Source organism: Burkholderia sp. SIMBA_051 (genome assembly GCF_046534915.1).
In the GTDB taxonomy this organism is placed as follows: Bacteria; Pseudomonadota; Gammaproteobacteria; order Burkholderiales; family Burkholderiaceae; genus Burkholderia; species Burkholderia ambifaria.
In genome coordinates this window covers 542,637-562,581 of the sequence record NZ_JAWRXS010000001.1, presented here as the reverse complement: position 1 = coordinate 562,581, position 19,945 = coordinate 542,637, and the positions used below count along the sequence as shown (strand labels likewise).

Sequence of the window (19,945 nt, the reverse complement as noted above, 5' to 3'; positions counted from 1 at the left end):
CAGGCGGGCGCGGTTTTTTTCAACGCTGATTTTAGAAAGCCCATAACGAACATGGCCACCGTGACGCCCCGCGCGACCAATGAAAGTCTGCATCCGACGATCGGCGCTGGCCGGCTGACGCTCGGCAACCGCATCCTGCTCAGCTTCGGCGTGCTGTTCGTGCTGATGCTGGTGACCGCCGGCGTGTCCTACGAGCGTCTGCATGCGATCAACACCGAAGCCGTCAGCATCGAACGCGACTCGCTGCCCGGCGTCTATCTCGCGGCGTCGCTGCGCGGCTCGGTCAACGAATCGTTCGCGATGCTGCAGCAGGCGACGTTCGTCGATACCGATCCCGAACTCGTGCAGCGCGATTTCGCGAAGATCTCCGAGGCGCTCAAGGAAGTCGAGTCGTTGTCGGTCGACTACCAGAACACGACGTTCCGCGATGACGACCGGCAGCGTTTCTCGACGTTCCGCGGTTCCTACGACCGCTACGTGCCGCTGCTCAACGATGCGATCCAGAAGAGCCGCGTGTCGCGCGAGGAAGCCGTCGCAGCCTACGCGCGGACGCTGCCCGCATGGACCGAGGTCGTGCGCAACGCGAACATCCTGGTGCAGGAGAACCGCAAGTTCGCCGACAACTCCGCGAAGCTGATTCGCCAGTCCGTCCAGGACACCGAGGTCGTGCTGGCGCTGGCACTGGGCCTCGTGCTGCTGTCCGCGCTCGCGCTCGGCTACGGGCTGTTCCGCGCGGTCACGGTGCCGATGGCGCGGCTCGTGGAAGTGCACGACGTGATGCGCACCGGCAACCTGACGCGCCGCCTCGACCTGCGCCGCCATGATGAGTTCGGCACGCTGGAAACGGGCTTCAACCGGATGGCCGACGAACTGACCGAGCTCGTCGCGCGCGCGCAGCAGTCGTCGCTGCAGGTGACGACGTCGGTGGCCGAAATCGCGGCGACGTCGCGCGAGCAGCAGGCGACCGCCAACGAAACCGCGGCGACGACGACCGAGATCGGCGCGACGTCGCGCGAGATCTTCGCGACCTCGCGCGACCTGCTGCGCACGATGAACGAGGTGGCCGGCGTGGCCGAGCAGTCGGCGACGCTCGCGGGCGCGAGCCAGAGCGGCCTCACGCGGATGGGCGAGACGATGCGCAGCGTGATGGACGCGGCCGGTTCGGTGAACGCGAAGCTCGCGATCCTCAACGAGAAGGCGTTGAACATCAACCAGGTCGTCGCGACGATCACCAAGGTGGCCGACCAGACCAACCTGCTGTCGCTGAACGCGGCGATCGAGGCCGAGAAGGCCGGCGAGTACGGCCGCGGCTTCGCGGTCGTCGCGACCGAGATCCGCCGCCTCGCCGACCAGACGGCGGTCGCGACCTACGACATCGAGCAGACGGTGAAGGAGATCCAGTCGGCGGTGTCGGCGGGCGTGATGGGGATGGACAAGTTCTCCGAGGAAGTGCGCCGCGGGATGCTCGACGTGCAGCAGGTCGGCGGGCAGCTGTCGCAGATCATCGCCGAGGTGCAGACGCTCTCGCCGCGCTTCCAGATGGTCAACGAAGGGATGCAGACGCAGGCGAACGGCGCGGAGCAGATCACGCAGGCGCTGTCGCAACTGTCGGAAGCCGCACAGCAGACGGCCGAATCGCTGCGCCAGTCGTCGCAGGCGATCGATGACCTGACGCTGGTCGCGAACCAGTTGCGCACCAGCGTGTCGCGCTTCAAGGTCGACGCGTGACGCGCGCCGAGTCGCACGGCGGCGCGCACGCGCTGTTCCTGATGTTCGAGCTCGACGGCGAGCGCTATGCGCTCGACGCGGCCGACATCGACGAAGTATTGCCGCTCGCGACCACCAAGGTCGTGCCCGGCGCGCCCGACTGGATCGCCGGGCTGCTGATGCGGGGCGGTCAGCCGGTGCCCGTGATCGACGTGCCGATGCTGGCGCTCGGGCGGCGCGCGCATGCGCTGCGTTCGACGCGGCTGGTGATGGTGCGCTACCGCGTCGAGCCGCTCGATCGCGAGCGCGTGATCGGCCTGATCGTCGAGCGCGCGACGCAGACGCTGCGAATCGATCGCACGGCGTTCCGCGCCAGCGGCGTGTCGACCGCGCGCACGCGCTGGCTCGGGCATGTCGCGAACACGCCCGACGGAATCGTGCAGCAGGTCTCGGTATCCGACCTGATCGACGACGTTGCGCGCCTGTATCTGTTCGACGGCCTGCCGGGCCACGGAGGGGAGTCCGCATGAAAGAATCCGATTCGCGATTTCGCGGCTGGCTGCTGCGCGAGACCGGCATCGACCCCGATTCGCTCGGCAACGATTTCCTGAGCCGCGCGCTGACCGAGCGCGTGCACGCGCTGCAGGGCGACGGCGAGCGGCTGCCGTCGGCGGCGCGGCCGGCCGTCACGCCGGAGGCGCTCGACGCTTACTGGCAGCAGCTCAACGCGTCGGCCGACGAACGGCGCGCGCTGATCGAGCTGTTCGTCGTGCCGGAGACGTGGTTCTTCCGCGATCGCGAGGCGTTCGCGACGCTCGCGCGGCTTGCGCTCGAGCGGCTTGCCGCGACGCCCGGGCGCGTGATCCGCGTGCTGAGCGCGCCGTGCTCGACCGGCGAGGAGCCGTATTCGGCGGCGATGGCGCTGCTCGACGCCGGGCTCGATCCGGCCAGCTTCATGATCGATGCGCTCGACCTGAGCGTGCGCGCGATCGAACAGGCGCGGCTCGGCTGCTACGGGCGCAATGCGTTTCGCGGCACGGCGACCGAGTTCCGCGCGCGCTACTTCACGCCGGCCGCCGACGGCTGGCTGCTCGACGAGCGCGTGCGTGCGCGCGTCCAGTTTCGCCAGGCGAACCTGATCGAACCGGGCGTCGACACGGGCATTCGCTACGATTTCGTGTTCTGCCGCAACGTGCTGATCTACTTCGACCGCGACGCGCAGGACCGCGTGATCGGTTCGCTCGAAAGCTGGCTCGCCGACGACGGGATGCTGTTCGTCGGCCCGGCCGAAACGGGCGTCGCGATGCGGCACGGGATGCGTTCGGCGCGCGTGCCGCTGGCGTTCGCGTTTCATCGCGATCATGGCGGCGCGGCGGTGGGGGCGGCGGCGGACGCGAGCGCGGCGCGGTATGCGGCACCGAGGCCCGCGGTTGCGCCCGCGGTTGCGCCGTACCGGCGTGCCGAGAACTTGACGGTGGCGCCGCCCGCCGTGGCGCGCCCACTGCTGGCCGTCGTGCCGCCGACGTGGAGCGGTAACGCGTCGTCGCCCGCCGGGCTCGCGCCGGCCGAGCGCCCGACGGCGTTCGAGCCACGGGCCGACATGCGCGCCGGCTCGCGGATCGCCGCAGCCACCGCAGGCCACGCAGGCCATGCAGCCCATGCAGCCCATGCAGCCAGCGCGACCAACGCAACCACCGCAACCACCGCAGCCAACGCAGTCAATGCGGCCAACGCAGCCAACGCAACCACCGCAGCCCACGCGGCCAACGCAGCCAACGCAGTCAACGCCGCCCCGGCACCACCACCCGCCGACATCGCCACCCCAACGCTCGAGGAAGCGCAGGCGCTGGCCAACGCGGGTGCGTTCGACGAGGCTGAGCGCGTGCTCGCGCGATTCTCCGCGTACGCCGGGCCGCACGCGGACGCGTTCTACCTGAACGGGCTGATCGCGGATGCGTGCGGGCGAGTCGCGGAAGCGGGCGACTTCTACCGGAAGGCGCTATATCTGCGGCCGACGCACCACGAAGCGCTGACGCATCTGGCGACCTTGCTCGACGTCGGTGGCGACGGCGCCGGCGCGCAGTGGCTGCTCGAGCGCGCGCGGCGCGCGGCAGGGTGATGAGAATACGGGTTGGGAGCCGACATCGGGATGACCGAGGAAAGAATGAACCGCGACGCCGTTGCCACTGACGACACGACGATCGGCGTCGACGATTGCTGGAACCGGATCGGCACGCGCGGCGACCGCTCGTGCGAGCGGCTGGCCGACTGCCTGCGCTGCCTGAACTGCCCGGTGTACGCGTATCACGCGGCGAAACTGCTCGAGCGCCCGCTCGGCGCGGCCGAGATGGCCGACGCCACGCGGCGGATCAGCGCGTTCGACGCGACCGGCGCGCACGGCGGCGACGATACGCGCCAGGCGGCGCTGGCGTTTCGCGTCGCCGACGAATGGCTCGCGCTGCCGATCGGCGTGCTGCGCGAGATCGCCGGCACGCGCCGGATCCATTCGCTGCCGTATCGCCGCCATTCGGCCGTGCGCGGCGTGGTCAACATTCGCGGCACGCTGCGCATCGCGATCTCGATCGGCGCGCTGCTCGGCCTCGAGGCGGGCAACGGCGGGAGCGGCGGCAGCAGCGGCGACGACGGCCGCTTCACACGACTGCTGGTCGCCGCGCACCAGGGCGAGCCGGTGGTGTTTCCGGTCGACGAAGTCGAGGGCGTGCTGCGCTTCGGCGCATCCGAATGGGTGCCCGTGCCGGCGACGGTCGGGCGCGCGAGCGCCGGCCTGTCGCGCGGCGTGCTGTCGTGGCGCGGCAAGTCGGTGGGCCTGCTCGACGACGACCGGCTGTTCGACGCCGTCACACGGAGCATGCGATGAGCGGCGATGACGATCTGAGCCACCTGTCGCTGCTCGAGCTGTATCGCGAGGAGACGCGCACGCAGACCCAGGCGCTGTCCGAACGCCTGCTCGCGCTCGAATCGGGCGAGCCCGATTCCGTCGCGCTCGAGGCGTGCATGCGCGCCGCGCATTCGCTGAAGGGCGCCGCGCGCATCGTCGGCGTGCCGCTCGGCGTCGAGATCGCGGGGCGGATGGAAGAATGCTTCGTCGCCGCGCAGGCCGGCACCATCGCACTGACGGCCACGCATGTCGACGTGCTGCTCGCCGGCGTCGACCTGCTGGTGCGCGTCGCCGATCCGCAGGCGCCGCCCGTATCGTCGGCGGAGATCGACGCGTTCGCGCTGGCGCTCACGGGCGCCGACGGCGCGCACGCGATGCCGGCACCGGCCTTCGCACCGCCGCCGGCGCCGCCGTCCAGCGTGCCGTTTCGCGATCACGACGGCGCCGCGAACGAGCCCGTGGGGGCCGGTGCTACGGTGCTGCCGCTCGCCCTGTCGGCGGCCGTGCCTGATCCGGTCCCGGCGGGACGCGCGGCCGGCGCGGGCGCGATGCGCCGCGTGCGGGCCGATACGCTGAACCGGCTGCTGAGCCTGTCCGGCGAGTCGCTCGTCGAATCGCGCTGGCTCAAGCCGTTCGCGGAATCGATGCTGCGCGTGAAGCGCGCGCAGCGCGACGCGGCCCGCTCGCTCGATCTGTTGTACGAACGGTTCGCCGACGAACTCGATGCGGGCGTGCTCGCGTCGGTCAACGAAGTGCGGCACATGCTCAACGACGTACAGCGTTCGCTCGCCGAGCGCATGGAAGAATTCGACCGCTTCGAACGCCGCAGCACGCACATCGCCGAGCAGCTGTACGACGAGGCGCTTCAATGCCGGATGCGCCCGTTCGGCGACGCGACGCGCGCGTATCCGCGCATCGTCCGCGATCTCGCGCGCTCGCTCGGCAAGCAGGTGCGCTTCTCGATCGTCGGCGAAGGCACGCAGGTCGACCGTGACATCCTCGACCTGCTCGACGCGCCGCTCGGCCACCTGCTGCGCAACGCGATCGATCACGGCGTCGACTCGCCCGACGCTCGCCGCGCGCGCGGCAAGCCGGCCGAGGCGAGCGTGACGCTCGAAGCGCGCCACAGCGCCGGCTCGCTGCTCGTCAGCGTGATCGACGACGGGCCGGGCGTCGACATGGACGCGCTGCGCGCGGCGGTCGTGCGCCAGCGCCTGACCGACGACGAGACGGCCGCGCGGCTGTCCGATCCGGAACTGCTCGAATTCCTGCTGCTGCCGGGCTTCTCGATGCGCGATGCGGTGACCGACGTGTCGGGGCGCGGCGTCGGCCTCGATGCGGTGCAGGAGATGGTGCGCGGCGTGCGCGGCGCGGTGCGCATCTTCAACGAGCCCGGCGCGGGCATGCGCTTCGTGCTGCAGCTGCCGCTCACGCTGTCGGTGATCCGCAGCCTGCTGGTCGAGGTCGGCGGCGAGCCGTACGCGTTCCCGCTCGCGCACGTGCGCCGCACGCTCGAACTGTCGCACGACGACATCGACGTGCTCGAAGGACAGCCGCATTTTCCGTTCGACGGCCGGCGTGCGGGCCTCGTCGGCGCGCACCAGCTGCTCGATGCGGGCGAGCCCGCCGTCACGCGCACGAGCACGGCGGTCGTGGTCGTCGGCGGCGAGCCCGAGCTGTACGGCGTCGCCGTCGACCGCTTCCTCGGCGAACGGATGCTCGTCGTGCAGCCGCTCGACAGCCGCCTGCAGAAGATCCAGAACATCGCGGCCGGTGCGTTGCTCGAGAACGGCGACCCGGTGCTGATCGTCGATGTCGAGGATCTGATCCGCTCCGTCGACAAGCTCGTGCGCGGCGGCCAGCTCGCGAAACTCACGCGCGACCCGCAGCTCGCACGGGCCGACCGGCGCCGCCGCGTGCTCGTCGTCGACGATTCGCTGACGGTGCGCGAGCTCGAACGCAAGCTGCTGGAAAAGCGCGGCTACGACGTGACCGTCGCGGTCGACGGGATGGACGGCTGGAACGCGGTGCGCAGCGATGCGTTCGACCTGGTCGTTACCGACGTCGACATGCCGCGGATGGACGGGATCGAGCTCGTCACGCTGATCCGGAGCGATCCGGCGCTCAAGCGGGTGCCCGTGATGATCGTGTCGTACAAGGATCGCGACGAGGATCGCCGGCGCGGGCTCGATGCCGGCGCCGACTACTATCTCGCGAAGAGCAGTTTCCACGACGAGGCGCTGCTCGATGCGGTGCACGACCTGATCGGCGGGGCACGCGGATGAACATCGGCATCGTCAACGATCTGCCGCTTGCCGTCGAGGCGCTGCGCCGCGTGATCGCGCGGCGCACCGATCACCGCGTGCTGTGGGTGGCAACCGACGGCGACGAGGCCGTGGATTTCTGCGTCGCGCATCCACCCGACCTCGTGCTGATGGACCTCGTGATGCCGAAGCTCGACGGCGTGGCCGCGACGCGGCAGATCATGGCGCGCGCGCCGTGCGCGATCCTGATCGTGACCGCGAGCGTCAGCGCGAACACGTCGTCGGTCTACGAGGCGATGGGCGCCGGCGCGCTCGACGCGGTCGACACACCGACGCTCGCGCTCGGCCTGCCGTCGGATGCCGCGCCGCAGCCGCTGCTCGCGAAGATCGACCAGATCGGCCGACTGCTCGAAAGCCGGACCGCGACGCTCGTGCCGCCCGTGCCGGCGCCCGCGCGCGGCCAGCCGACGCTGATCGCGATCGGCGCGTCGGCGGGCGGGCCGACCGCGCTTACCGCGCTGCTGCGCGCGCTGCCGGCCGATTTTCCGGCCGCGCTCGTGATCGTGCAGCATGTCGACCAGGCGTTCGCGCTCGGCATGGCGGAGTGGCTCGACGGCTATACGCGGCTGCCCGTGCGCGTCGCGCGGCCGGGCAGCGTGCCGCAGGCGGGCGAGGTGCTGCTCGCGGCATCCAACGACCACCTGTGCCTGTCGCCGCGCGGCGTGCTCGGCTATACGCGGCATCCGGCCGAGACGCCGTACCGGCCGTCGATCGACGTGTTCTTCAACAGCGTCGCCGACGGCTGGCAGGGCGAGGCGCTCGGCGTGCTGTTGACCGGCATGGGACGCGACGGCGCGCTGGGGCTGAAGGCGATGCGCGCGAAGGGCTGCTACACGATCGCGCAGGACGAGGCGACGAGCGCGGTCTACGGGATGCCGAAGGCGGCCGCGGCGATCGGCGCGGCGTCCGCGATCCTGCCGCTCGACCGGATCGCGCCGCAGCTGATCTCGCGCGTGACGCGCGTGCCGCTCGACTGACGGTGCGCGGCGGCCCGGCCGGGCCGCGTTGCGTGCGATGTGCGGCGTCGCGTACAATTGCCGCCAGCGGAGATGGCATGCCTCCCTGCGGTCGATCCCGGCGCCTCGCGTGCGGTTCGGCCCTCAACCGCCGGTTCGCCCGGCTGATGATGCCTGCGTGTTCCTGGGTCGTCAGGAGGTCGCAGGCCGTCCATGCGGTATTCTGCCGCCCAGGTTTTGATGTCCTGTCGAATCTGGAAATCATGTTTTTCTCGACTTCTGCCGATTTTTTCGCGACCGTGCGCTACGTGTGCCGCTGGCTCGCGCTCTCGGCCTTGCTCGGCGCGCTGGCCGGCACGGCTTCCGCGTTGTTCCTGCTCGCGCTCGACTGGGCGACCGGCACGCGCGTCGCGCATCCGTGGCTGTTGTGGGGGCTGCCGGCCGCCGGCTTCGCGACCGGCTGGGTCTACCACCGGTTCGGCCAGTCGGTCGCGCGCGGCAACAACCTGCTGATCGACGAGATTCACGACCCGAAGGCGCTCGTGCCGAAGCGGATGGCGCCGCTCGTGCTCGTCGCGACCGTCGTCACGCACCTGTTCGGCGGCTCGGCCGGGCGCGAGGGGACGGCCGTGCAGATGGGTGGCGCGCTCGCCGATCGCATCACGCACCTGTTCCGGCTCGATCGCGAGCATCGGCGCGTGCTGCTGATGGGCGGCATCGCGGCCGGGTTCTCGTCGGTGTTCGGTACGCCGCTCGCGGGCGCCGTGTTCGGGCTCGAGGTGCTCGCGATCGGCCGCGTCCGGTACGACGCGCTGCTGACCTGCGTCGCGTCGGCGATCGTCGCGGACGTCGTGTGCCGCGCGTGGGGCGTGCATCACACCGTCTATGCGATTCCGTTCGTACCGGCTGTCTCGGCGACGGGGCTGGCCGCGACGGTCGTCGCGGGTGTCGCGTTCGGCGTCGTCGGCCGGCTGTTCGCGTTCGCCACGCACGCGCTGACCGCGGGGTTCCGGCGCGTCGTCCGCCATGCGCCGCTGCAGCCGGTGCTCGGCGGCGCGATCGTGGCCGTGGCGGCCACCGTGCTGAACGTGCCGCAGTATCTCGGTCTCGGGATTCCGACGATCGAGGCCGCGTTTCACGGGCCGCTGCCGGCTTACGATTTCGCGGGCAAGTTCGCGTTCACCGTCGTCACGCTCGCGTCGGGATTCAAGGGCGGCGAAGTGACGCCGCTGTTCTACATCGGCGCGACGCTCGGCAACGCGCTCGGGCAGGTGCTGGCGCTACCGGTGCCGGTGCTCGCCGGGCTCGGCTTCGTCGCGGTGTTCGCGGGGGCGGCCAACACGCCGATCGCGTCGACGATCATGGCGATCGAACTGTTCGGCGCGGATGTCGGCGTGTATGCGATCGTGGCCTGCGTGGTCGCCTATCTGTTTTCCGGGCACGCGGGGATCTATCGGTCGCAGCGGGTGGCGGTGGGGAAGGGTGCGCAGGTGGAGGTGGAGTGAAGCCGGTGCGCGGGGCGGCCGGGCAGGGCGTGTCGATGCAAACCGTAACCCGGCGGCCCCGCCCATCACCGGCAACGGGGCGGCCCGTTACTGCTTCGGCAGCCGCGCGACATTGCGCGCCAGCAGTTCCTCGATATCGATGCCTTTTTCCGCCAGCAGCGCGGTGACGACGCCGTTCAATTCCCCGAGCGTTTCCTTGACCGACTCGCGGATCGTATCCACGACGACCTGGGTGCTGCGTTCGATCTCGATATTGACCTTGTCGTTCATGCCCTTCGCATCGAACGTGGTCGCGCGGCGCGTTTCGGGAATCAGCCAGACTTCGAACCAGCCTTCGTCGCGATTGACGTCCGACACGGTCAAGCTGCAGCCGTTGATCGCGATATAGCCCTTCGCGAACACGTAGCGTTTGAAATCGGCCGGCACGCCGATGCGGATCATCCGGTTGTGTTCGGAGGACGCGATGTGCAGGATGGTTCCCATGAAGTCGACGTGACCGGACAGCGGATGTCCGCCGATTTCCGCGCCGTCCTTCGCGGCCCGCTCCACGTTGACCCGGGCGCCGGTCGTCAGGTCGGCCAGCGTGGTGATTCGCAGGCTCGGCAACATCACGTCGAAGTCGATCAGCACCGGCGAGTGGATGGTCGTGACCGTCAGGCAGACGCCGTCGACCGACACGCTCGCGCCGATCTCGATATCGTCGGTGAAGCGCTCGGGGAATTCGATGCTGAACGTTCTCAGTTCGCCGTGATCCTTGATGGCGCCGATGGTCGCCACGCCCTGAACAATGCCTGTAAACATGATCGATCCCTTGTCGCAAATTGGCTGGCCGACATGATAAGTGATCCCGGCGGCGAGCACGCCGCGGCGCGCGGTTCGGCGCCGGCGGGCAAGTGAGGTGGACGTAAAAAAGGCCGTGCGCGCGGCACGGCCTCGATCCGGATCTGCGCCGACCCGATCCGGCGGCGATGACCGTGCCGCCGGGCCGGGCCGGGCCGGGCCGGGCCGCGTTGCGACGCGACGCGACGCGCTTGCGTCACACGTTCGCCGGCTCCCCTAGCGGGCCGGCATCGCGATCCGCGAGGCGCCGCGGCGAATCGATCAAGCCTTTTGCCAGCTCCAGCGCCTGCCGCTCGAACAACCGGCGATACGTGCCGCCGTCGATGCGGATCAGCGCGTCGTGGCTGCCTTCCTCGATCACCTTGCCGCGATCGAGCACGAGCAGCCGGTCGAGCGAGCGCACCGTCGACAACCGGTGCGCGACGACGAGCGTCGTGCGGCCGACCATCAGCCGCTCCATCGCCTGCTGGATCAGCAGCTCGCTTTCGCTGTCGAGGCTCGACGTCGCTTCGTCGAGGATCAGGATCGGCGCATCCGCGAGGAACGCACGCGCGATCGCGACGCGCTGGCGTTCGCCGCCCGACAGCTTGATACCGCGCTCGCCGACGAGCGTGTCATAGCCGTCCGGCAGCGCGACGATGAAGTCGTGCGCGCTGGCCAGACGCGCGGCGCGCTCGATCTCCGCGCGGCTCGCGTCGGGGCGTGCATACGCGATGTTCTCCGCCAGCGTGCGGTGGAACAGCACGGGCTCCTGCTGGACGATCGCGATCTGGCTGCGCAGCGAATCCTGCCGCACCTGCGCGATGTCCTGGCCGTCGATCGTGATGCGGCCGCCCGACACGTCGTACAGGCGCTGGATCAGCTTGATGAACGTCGTCTTGCCCGACCCGGAATGACCGACGAGGCCCACGCGCTCGCCGGGCGCGATGCGCATCGAGAAATCGTCGTACAGCGGGACCGGATGATTGCCGTAGCGGAACGTCACGTGCTCGAAGCGGATCTCGCCTTGCCCGATCCGGATGGCCGGCGCGCCGGGACGATCGTCGATGCCGAGCGGCTGGCGCTCGAGCGCGACGAGCTCTTCCATGTCGTTGACCGAGCGCTGCAGGTTGCGGATATGCATGCCGACGTCGCGCAGGTAGCCCTGCAGCATGAAGAACATCGTCAGCGAGAACGCGATGTCGCCGACGCTCGCTTCGTCGTTCGCCCACAGCCGCAGCGCGACGCCGATCATCGCCGCCTGCATCGCGACGAGCATCGCCCCCTGCAGCCCGCCGTTGAGCGTGCCGCGCACCCACGTGCGGCGCGTGCGCTGACGCCACTTGCCGATCACGCGCGCGAGCCGCGCTTCCTCGCGCGTTTCCGCGCCGAACGCCTTGACGACCGCGTTGCAGCTCACCGCGTCCGCGAGTGCGCCGCCCATGCGGGTGTCCCACATGTTGCCGAGCCGCGCGGCCGGCGCGACGATGCCGAGCGACACGGCGACCGTCACCGAGATGTACAGCAGCGAACCCGCGCCGACGACGAACCCCATCACCGGCCAGTGCGTGCCGAGCAGCACGGTCGCGCCGACCAGCATCGTGACCGACGGCAGCAGCGCGATCAGCACCGTGTCGTTCAACAGGTCGAGCGCCCAGATCCCGCGCGTGATCTTGCGCACGGTCGAGCCCGCGAAGCTGTTCGCGTGCCAGTCGGTCGAGAAGCGCTGCACGCGATGGAACGATGCTGCGGCGATCTCGCTCATCATCTTCAGCGTGAGCGTGATGATGTTCAGGTAGACGCCTTGCCGCAGCAGCGTCGCGGCGATGCCGAGCGCGGCCAGCGTGCCGAACGCGACGAGGGCCGAGTGCCACGCGGCGGCGCGCTCGGTCAGGCCGGTCGACAGCGCATCGACGAGGCGCCCGGCGAACAGCGGCGTGAGCACGTCGGCGAGCGCACCGAGCAGCGCGAGTGCGGTGATCGTCGCGATGCGTACCGGCTGCTTGCGCCAGTAGCGGAAAGTGAAGCCGAAGACGGCCTGGAATGCCTGGCCGCCCAGATGGGTGGTTTTTCTGGTCATATATCGTTGCCCGGCGCATCGCGCGACGGGACTTTCCGGTTCGGAGAACGTCGAAAACGCAACAGCCGGGCCGCGCGAACGACGCGGGCGCAATGAAACGGGCTGTCGGGAAAGCGCGCGGGCCGGCGGGTCAGCGGAGAACCCGGGAGCCGGCGCGGACGACGGGCTGGATCAGCCGCGTCGCGAGACCACGTTCGGGAAGGCTGCTGGCATTCGGAACATCTGCACCTCCCTGAAGTGAACGATTGAAAGGGCGTCGAAAAGACGTGTAGGGAGTTTATCAGCAGTGCGGGACTCGCCGCAACGTCTGACGAATGCGGCGTTGCAGCGTCGATACGGTCGGCCGGTTAGCGTATGCGGCGTTTCGGCCCTTTTCTCCGTGCAGGTTCCGCGGGGCGCCGCCCCACAGTAAAAAGGCCGGCGGGCCGCATCGATTACACTTTGCGGTTGCGCGCCGGCCGCAGCGGCCCCGCGGATTCATCCCGAACCATTCCTGAGGAAACGATGAGCGACGTTCAGCAAGGCATCCTGGCTCCGATCGACACGGCGGCCCGGTACCTCACTTTCACGATTTCGGACAACGCCAATGTGGCAGCGGCGCTGAGGGCGTTGCGCGAGCTCGTCGACGGGCGCGGCACGGTCGCCGGCTTCGGGCATGCGCTGGCCGCGCACCTCGGGCGCCCGGTTCCGGGCCTGACCGAATACCCGGCATTCGCGGTGAACGACCGCACGCTGCCGATCACGCCGGCCGACGTGTGGGTCTGGCTGCGCGGCGACGATCGCGGCGATCTCGTGCTGCGCACGCGGGCGATCGAGCGGGCGCTGGCGCCGGCATTCGCGCTGCAGGACGCGGTCGACGGGTTCCGCTATTCGAACGATCGCGACCTGTCGGGTTACGAGGACGGCACCGAGAACCCGACCGGCGACGACGCGCTCGCCGCGGCGATCGTCACCGGGCAGGGCGCTGGGCTCGACGGCTCGAGCTTCGTCGCGGTTCAGCAATGGCTGCACGACTTCGACCAGATGGAACGCATTGCGTCCGGCGACATGGATCACATCATCGGGCGCCGCCGCTCGGACAACGAGGAACTCGACGACGCACCCGAGTTCGCGCACGTGAAGCGCACCGCGCAGGAGAGCTTCGAGCCGGAGGCGTTCATGCTGCGCCGTTCGTCGCCGTGGTCCGATGCGCGTCGCGCCGGGCTCTACTTCGTCGCGTTCGGTTGTTCGTTCCGCGCGTTCGACGTGCAGATGCGCCGGATGAGCGGCGCGGACGACGGCATCGTCGACGGCCTGTTCCGCTTCACGCGGCCGCTGACGGGCGCGTATTTCTGGTGCCCGCCGGTGAAGGACGGCAAGCTGGACCTGTCCGCGCTCGGCCTTTAAGCGCCGGACGATATCCGCAAACGGGCGGGTCGCGCATCGTGCGCGGCCCGCCCGTTTTGTTTGTTGCGCGTCGATCGCGTGCGGCGCTGCGGTGCGAATCCCGTCCGACCCCGCCCAACCCGCACGCCCGGCACGGCGCGCGTCAGTTCAGCGTCGTTTCGATGCGCGTGCCGCGCTTGATGAACAGCGTCACCGGCGTCTTCTCGCAGATTTCCGCGAGACGCTGGCGCTGCGCATCGTCGAGCGGACCCTCGAGCGTGACGGTGCGGCGCACGTATTGCTGGCCTTCGCGATCGGCATGCAGTTCGGTGTGCACGTCGATGCGCACGGCCGGCCACGTCTTGCGCTGCATGTACATGCGCAGCGTCGCGGCCGTGCATTGCGCGAGACCGGCGAGCACGAACTCGAACGGCGCCGGCCCGAGGCCCTGGCCGCCTTCGCGCGGCGCTTCGTCGCCGGTCAGCGCATGCGTGCCGGCCTGCAGCTGGACGACGTAGTCGGGCGCGTCGGCGGCGAGGGTGGCGGCAGCGTGGATGAGCGGCATGACAAGTCTCCGGTAAGCGGGAAAGAGGGGGGCCGCGACGATGCGCGGCGTACGAGCCGTCAGCATACCGTCCCGGCGAAAACCGCGGGCGCAGCGTGCTTCGACGACGCTCGACGGGATCAGCCGACGACGCCGGCAGTCCCGCGCACGAGCGTGGCGACGCGTTCGCGCACCCACTGATGCGCGCGGTCGGTCTCGCGCGATTCGTGCCAGTACGCGAGCAGCGGAAACGGTTTGAGCCGCAGCGGCAGCGGCTGCACGGCGACCGGCAGCAACGCCGCCATGCGCAGCGCATACGAGCGCGGCAGCGTCAGCAGCAGATCGCCCGCCGCCGCGATCTGGCACGCGGCGAAGTAATGCTGGCACACGAGCTGGATGTGCCGGAAGCGCCCGTCGTTGCCGAGCAGCACGTCGAGCGATTGCGGTTCGCCGAGCGGCGACACCGCGATATGCCGCGCGGCGAAATAGTCGGCGCGTCGCAGCGGGCCGTTCGTCAGCGGATGATCGTGCCGCATCGCGACGACGAGCGAATCGTCGAGCAGGTGTTCGGTCGCGATGCGCGGGCCGGTTTGCACGCGTCGATCGACGGCGAGATCGAGATTGCCCGACGCGAGTTCGCGTTCGATGTCGTGCACCGCGACGCGGCGGCTCACGAATCGCAGGCCGGGCGCTTCGTCGGCGAACGCGGCGACGATCTGCGGCAGCGCGATCGATTCGATTACATCGCGAATGCCGACCGCGATGCTCAGGTCGAGCGTCGCCGGGTCGAACGCCGACGGGTCGCGCGCGGTGCGCTGCAGTCCGGCGAGGTGAAGCTGCACGTCGGCGATGATCGCGCGCGTGCGCTCGGTCGGCACGATGCGGTTGCCCTGGCGGACGAACAGCGGGTCGTCGAAATGCGCGCGCAGCCGGTTGAGCGCATGCGTGACGGCCGGCTGCGTCAGATGCAGCGCGCGGGCGGCCGCGCCGATGCCGCCGTTCACGTAGACGGCGTCGAGCACGCGGAACAGGTTCAGGTCGAGACGATGATCGGCGGGCACGGACGAAGTCGGCGTGGTGGACGTTGAGCGATTCTAATTGACACGCGGACAACGGAACGCACGTGGCGTGCGCGCGTTCGTTCGTACCCGGCGTTGCCGCGAATGTCGCGACGATCGGCAGCGCAGCGCATGCGCCTTTCATGCGTATTTCCACGTGGCCATACCAGCGCTCGGCAACAGCCTGTAGTAATCCGCCATCATGCTGTCGCGGTCGGCCATTTCGCGCCAAATAGAGGACCCCTTCGGCTAAGATGCCGTCGCTTCATATTTTGAGATAGCCGTCCTGTCGCACGTGTCCAAACCAAATATAAGCCTGACAGTTCGACGGTAATACAAGAAGTCGAAACAGTCCGGGGGCTTGGTCAGTGGAAGCAGCAGATCAGAGATGGGTCGTTGTCTATTTGAGTACGGGATTTTCCTTGGCCCAGGCCGCGCGTCTCGGCGAGGCCTTCAACCTGGCGAATCGCCTGCATGCGCTCAGTGCGGATTACCAGTTGAAGTACGTATCCGAAAGCGGGGGATTGCTGCAATCGTCGTCCGGCGTGCAGATCGCCGCCGATGCGCTCGGCGACGAGCACGGGCATCGTGCGCGCGCGTTCTTTCATCTTCACGGTGATCGCGCGTCGGTCAACTGGAGCGATGCGTTGCGCCGCCGCCTCACCGACATTCATCGGCATGCGCGCTGGATCGTCGATGCGATGGACCTGTCGACGCTCGCGGCGTCGCAGCGGCAGACGGACGCCGGTCAATCGCGAACGGATCGCACCCGCGGCGCGGCGGTCACGATCGAACCGCAGGGCGGCGAGGCCGACGTGTTCGCGGCGGTGCTCGACATGTTCCGCGCCGATCTCGGCGACAGCGCCGCGCAGGAGATCGCGAGCAACCTGATGCGGCCGGTCGAGCAACGCTATACGCAGTCGATGTGGGCGTTTCGCGAGCTGAGCGCGAGCCCGTCGATCCGGATGTCGGCGCAGCGGTTGCGCGCGCAGAGCGCGAACCGCATTTCGATCGCGGAAGTCGCGCGGACGGCCGCGATGAGCGAGCGCAATTTCCTGCGGCGCTTCAAGAAGGAAATCGGCGTGACGCCGACCGAATTCGTGCAGCACGTGCGGCTCGAGCGCGCGTGCCACATGCTGATTCACACGACGCTGCCGGCCGACAAGGTCGCGCGGCGCACGGGCTTCGGCAGCGGCGAGCGTCTGGCGAAGCTGTTTCGCCAGCGTCTGCTCATGTCGCCGACCGAATTTCGCATCGCCGAGCGCGAGCGGATCCTGACGAACGGCGCCGGGGCGGCCGATTCGCAGTCCGACCCGCAGCCCGCGCCGCGGCCCGCGAAAACCGACGGCGAGCGGGCGAACCGGGGCGGGCGCGCCGAGCCGCGCGGGAAAACGGAGCGGAAGACCGTAAAATCACCGTGTCGCGATCACGATCCCCGGTTTCCATGCCCTTGCTCCCCACTACCGCCACCGCCCCCTTCTGCCCGTCGGAAGTAAAGGGCAGCATCACGATCGACGCCGGCGCGTCGCGCTGGATGAAGCTCAAGCGCTTCTTCGGCCCGGGCCTGCTGGTCGCGATCGGCTATATGGATCCCGGCAACTGGGCCACCGACATCCAGGCCGGCTCGCAATTCGGCTATTCGCTGCTGTGGGTCGTCGCGTTCTCGAGCGTCGCCGCGATCTTCCTGCAGATGCTCGCCGCGCGGCTGGGCCTCGTCGCGGGCAAGGATCTCGCGCAGGCCAGCTACGATCGTTACGGCCCCTTCGGCCGCGTCGTGCAGTGGGTGACCGCCGAGGTGTCGATCATCGCGTGCGACATCGCCGAAGTGCTCGGCTGCGCGCTCGCATTCAAGCTGCTGCTCGGCGTGCCGCTCGCGTGGGGGATCGTGCTGACCGCGCTCGACACGGTGATCGTGCTCGGGCTGCAGGGCAAGGGCGTCCGGCAGATCGAGGCGATCGTGCTCGGGCTGATCGCGACGATGGCGTTCTGCTTCGTCGCGCAGGTCGCGATCACGCCGCCCGACTGGCATGCGGTCGCGAAGGGGCTCGTGCCGGGCAACCCCGGCCACGACAGCAAGGACGCGATCGTGCTTGCGCTCGGCATCGTCGGCGCGACGATCATGCCGCACAACCTGTATCTGCATTCGTCGGTCGTACAGACGCGCCATGTCGTCGGCGGCGCGCGCGGGCTGATTCGCGACACGCTCGCGCTGGTGCGGATCGACACCTGCGTGTCGCTGTTCGTCGCGATGCTCGTCAACGCGGCGATCCTGATCGTCGCGGGTGCGGCGTTCCATGCGACCGGCCAGCACGACGTCACCGACATCGAACAGGCGTACCGGCTGATCACGCCGATCGCGGGCGGCGCGGCCGCGCTGCTGTTCGGCATCGCGCTGCTCGCGTCCGGGCAGAGCTCGACGCTGACCGGCACGATCGCGGGCCAGGTGATCATGGACGGCTTCCTGCACACGAAAATCCCGTGCTACCAGCGCCGGCTGATCACGCGCGGGCTCGCGCTGGTGCCCGCGCTGATCGGCGTGCTGTGGCTCGGCGAAGGGTCGGTCGGGCAACTGCTCGTCTGGAGCCAGGTGCTGCTGAGCCTGCAACTGCCGTTCGCGATGTGGCCGCTGATCCAGTCGGTCAGCGATCGCAAAACGATGGGCGAGCATGCGATCGGCCGCAAGATGCAGTTCGCCGCATGGGCGTTGTTCGTCGTCATCACCGGCACCAACCTGCTGCTGATTACGGGTGTCGCGGGCTGATACAGGCTGTCACAGGCTGAAACAGGCGCGGCGCGCGCTTGCGTTAAACTGCCCCCTTTCGCTAGCGGTTCGATGTGTGTTATGTGGAGTGAAATCAGCAACCTCGGCGACGCCGCGCTGACCCTGCCGGTCGCGCTGACGTGCGCGGTCTGGCTCGCGCTGTCCAACTGGCGGCTCGCGGTGCGCTGGATCGTGCTGCTCGCGGCCGGCATGAGCCTGGTCGGGGCGACCAAGATTCTCTATGCGGGCTGCGGGGTCGAGATCCCGCAGTTCGATTTCCGCGTGATCAGCGGCCATACGATGCTGTCGACGTCCGTGTGGACCGTCGCGCTGTCGATGCTGTGGCAGGCGTTTCGTCCGGGCAAGGCGCCGGGCGTGGCGGCCGGTCTGGCCGTCGGCGCGGTGACGGCCGTCGCGCGCGTGTTCGACCATTCGCACACGATTCCCGAAGTCGTCGTCGGCTGGCTGCTCGGCGCGCTGGTCGCGTTCGTGTTTCTGCGCGCGTACGCCCACGCGTACAAGCGCTCGTCCTCGCCGCGCATCGCGGCCGTCTGCCTGCTGCTCGTGTCCGGCATCGCGTACGGCAATCGCGCACCGTTCCAGCAGATGATCGACACGCATTCCCCGCAAGTCTGCGCGTTCATGCGCGCGTCCGGCGACGGGTTCTGACGGCGGCTGGTTCCGGGGCTCGATGCCTCGGTGCCGGATGCGGTCGTGGCCGCGGCGCTGCCCGCGCGTTATTTCTTGTTTCATTCGTTCCCTGTCATCGGCAAACGCCCGCGTGGGGCCTTCGTCGCATCGGTATTCGCGGTAATCGGCCGCGCTGCGCCGGCGCCTGCGTGTCGCAACGGGCGCGGCCGCGGTTGCGAAGGCCATCAGCCATATCTATGACCGGGCATTACGAATATTCATTTCATCGATCGGTAGCAATCGCGTACGCTGGCGTTCGTTCGATCGGGGCCTGCAGCGGCGGCCTGCCCGACGGGTCTGGCGCGGTGCGGCCGGCTCGCTATACTCGCGCAAACCGGGCGGCCGTCGGCCGGCGCACGGCAACCGCCGTCGCGGCACCGGTCCGCCACGACGATTCACGATAGGAGCAGGTCCCATGACAGTCGTTTCCTCGCGCCTCGCAGGCAAGTGCGCGTACATCACGGGCGCCGCCGGCGGCCTCGGACGCGCGATCGCGCGCCGGATGGTCGAGCAGGGCGCGCGCGTGTTCCTGACCGACATCGCCGACGCGGCCGTGCTCGACGCCTTCGCGCACGAACTCAATGCAGGGCACGCGGCGCCTGTCGCGTTCGCGGCCACGCAGGACGTGCGCGACGACGCGCAATGGCAGGCGCTGCTCGCGCAGGCGAACGAAGCGATGGGCGGCTTGTCGGTGCTCGTCAACAATGCGGGCGTCGGATCGATCGGCACGCCTGCGCAGATCGAGATCGACGAGTGGCGGCGCGTGATGGCGATCAACGTCGAGAGCATCGTGCTCGGCTGCAAGCATGCGCTGCCGTACCTCGGCGCGAGCCGGCCGGCGTCGATCATCAACATCTCGTCGGTGGCCGCGTTCAAGGTCGAGCCGGAATTCACCACGTACAACGCGTCGAAGGCCGCGGTCGCATCGCTGACGAAGTCGGTCGCGATCGATTGCGCGCGCCGCGAGCTCGACGTGCGCTGCAACTCGATTCACCCGGCGTTCATTCGCACGGGGATCGTCGAGCCGCTGTTCCAGTCGCTCGGCGAACGCGATGCGACGCGCAAGCTCGCGCGCGGCATTCCGCTGCGCCGGCTCGGCGATCCGGATGACGTCGCGCATGCGGCCGTCTATCTGGCGTCGGACGAAAGCCGCTTCGTGACGGCCGCCGAACTCGTGATCGACGGCGGCATGTGCGCGGTCTGACGCGCAATCGATAACACCAACCGGAGGAGAACA

Annotated in this window: 16 protein-coding genes and 1 riboswitch; of the genes, 12 read left to right on the top strand and 4 right to left on the bottom strand. The window is 69.2% G+C overall.

The window, feature by feature from the left end; genetic code table 11:
* The first annotated feature begins 51 nt into the window (after positions 1-51).
* The 7 genes from SB771_RS02450 (at position 52) to SB771_RS02420 (ending at position 9,391) form a co-directional block, all read left to right on the top strand.
* Positions 52-1,728, top strand: a complete 1,677-nt coding sequence (locus tag SB771_RS02450; protein ID WP_105830071.1) for a methyl-accepting chemotaxis protein — start codon at positions 52-54, stop codon at positions 1,726-1,728.
* A complete protein-coding gene (locus tag SB771_RS02445) occupies positions 1,725-2,237 on the top strand; it encodes a chemotaxis protein CheW (RefSeq protein WP_006750237.1) in 513 nt (170 codons plus the stop codon). The genes SB771_RS02450 and SB771_RS02445 overlap by 4 nt, the downstream gene beginning before the upstream one ends.
* Positions 2,234-3,826 (top strand): CheR family methyltransferase, encoded by a 1,593-nt coding sequence (locus tag SB771_RS02440; protein WP_175659630.1) that lies wholly within the window; start codon positions 2,234-2,236, stop codon positions 3,824-3,826. Before SB771_RS02445 ends, SB771_RS02440 begins: the two co-directional genes overlap by 4 nt.
* 45 nt (positions 3,827-3,871) lie before the next feature.
* Positions 3,872-4,585, top strand: coding sequence for a chemotaxis protein CheW (locus SB771_RS02435; protein WP_175659629.1), 714 nt, complete (start codon positions 3,872-3,874; stop codon positions 4,583-4,585).
* Entirely contained in the window at positions 4,582-6,891 is a 2,310-nt protein-coding gene (locus SB771_RS02430) for a hybrid sensor histidine kinase/response regulator (protein WP_175659628.1), read from the top strand. Before SB771_RS02435 ends, SB771_RS02430 begins: the two co-directional genes overlap by 4 nt.
* Entirely contained in the window at positions 6,888-7,907 is a 1,020-nt protein-coding gene (locus tag SB771_RS02425) for a chemotaxis response regulator protein-glutamate methylesterase (protein ID WP_175659627.1), read from the top strand. Before SB771_RS02430 ends, SB771_RS02425 begins: the two co-directional genes overlap by 4 nt.
* Before the next feature lie 59 nt (positions 7,908-7,966).
* Positions 7,967-8,070: riboswitch (Fluoride riboswitch) on the top strand.
* A 79-nt stretch (positions 8,071-8,149) separates the two neighbouring features.
* Positions 8,150-9,391 (top strand): voltage-gated chloride channel family protein, encoded by a 1,242-nt coding sequence (locus tag SB771_RS02420; protein ID WP_175659626.1) that lies wholly within the window; start codon positions 8,150-8,152, stop codon positions 9,389-9,391.
* Between the two features lie 87 nt (positions 9,392-9,478).
* Here SB771_RS02420 and SB771_RS02415 read toward each other — a convergent pair whose 3' ends face one another.
* Together SB771_RS02415 and SB771_RS02410 are read right to left on the bottom strand one after the other, a co-directional pair.
* Positions 9,479-10,192 carry a riboflavin synthase subunit alpha gene (locus SB771_RS02415; RefSeq protein ID WP_175659625.1) on the bottom strand — a complete coding sequence of 238 codons (714 nt, stop codon included), beginning with the start codon at positions 10,190-10,192 and terminating at the stop codon, positions 9,479-9,481.
* 235 nt (positions 10,193-10,427) lie between these two features.
* Entirely contained in the window at positions 10,428-12,290 is a 1,863-nt protein-coding gene (locus SB771_RS02410; RefSeq protein ID WP_175659624.1) for an ABC transporter ATP-binding protein, read from the bottom strand.
* Positions 12,291-12,794: 504 nt separating this feature from the next.
* Between SB771_RS02410 and SB771_RS02405 the strand changes: the two genes are divergently transcribed.
* A complete protein-coding gene (locus SB771_RS02405; RefSeq protein ID WP_105830080.1) occupies positions 12,795-13,676 on the top strand; it encodes a Dyp-type peroxidase in 882 nt (293 codons plus the stop codon).
* Positions 13,677-13,818: 142 nt separating this feature from the next.
* On the opposite strand, the gene SB771_RS02400 is transcribed toward SB771_RS02405, so the two are convergent.
* Positions 13,819-14,220, bottom strand: coding sequence for an OsmC family protein (locus tag SB771_RS02400; RefSeq protein WP_006753360.1), 402 nt, complete (start codon positions 14,218-14,220; stop codon positions 13,819-13,821).
* A gap of 119 nt (positions 14,221-14,339) precedes the next feature.
* Positions 14,340-15,260 carry a LysR family transcriptional regulator gene (locus tag SB771_RS02395; RefSeq protein WP_175659623.1) on the bottom strand — a complete coding sequence of 307 codons (921 nt, stop codon included), beginning with the start codon at positions 15,258-15,260 and terminating at the stop codon, positions 14,340-14,342.
* A 419-nt stretch (positions 15,261-15,679) separates the two neighbouring features.
* Between SB771_RS02395 and SB771_RS02390 the strand changes: the two genes are divergently transcribed.
* The 4 genes from SB771_RS02390 (at position 15,680) to SB771_RS02375 (ending at position 19,912) form a co-directional block, all read left to right on the top strand.
* On the top strand, positions 15,680-16,753 hold the full coding sequence (locus tag SB771_RS02390) for a helix-turn-helix domain-containing protein (RefSeq protein ID WP_175659777.1): 1,074 nt from the start codon (positions 15,680-15,682) through the stop codon (positions 16,751-16,753).
* Complete coding sequence (locus tag SB771_RS02385; protein WP_175659622.1) at positions 16,702-18,018, top strand: Nramp family divalent metal transporter; 1,317 nt, start codon at positions 16,702-16,704, stop codon at positions 18,016-18,018. The genes SB771_RS02390 and SB771_RS02385 overlap by 52 nt, the downstream gene beginning before the upstream one ends.
* 81 nt (positions 18,019-18,099) lie before the next feature.
* A complete protein-coding gene (locus SB771_RS02380; RefSeq protein ID WP_105830085.1) occupies positions 18,100-18,687 on the top strand; it encodes a phosphatase PAP2 family protein in 588 nt (195 codons plus the stop codon).
* A gap of 436 nt (positions 18,688-19,123) precedes the next feature.
* Entirely contained in the window at positions 19,124-19,912 is a 789-nt protein-coding gene (locus SB771_RS02375) for an SDR family oxidoreductase (protein WP_175659621.1), read from the top strand.
* Positions 19,913-19,945: the final 33 nt, after the last annotated feature.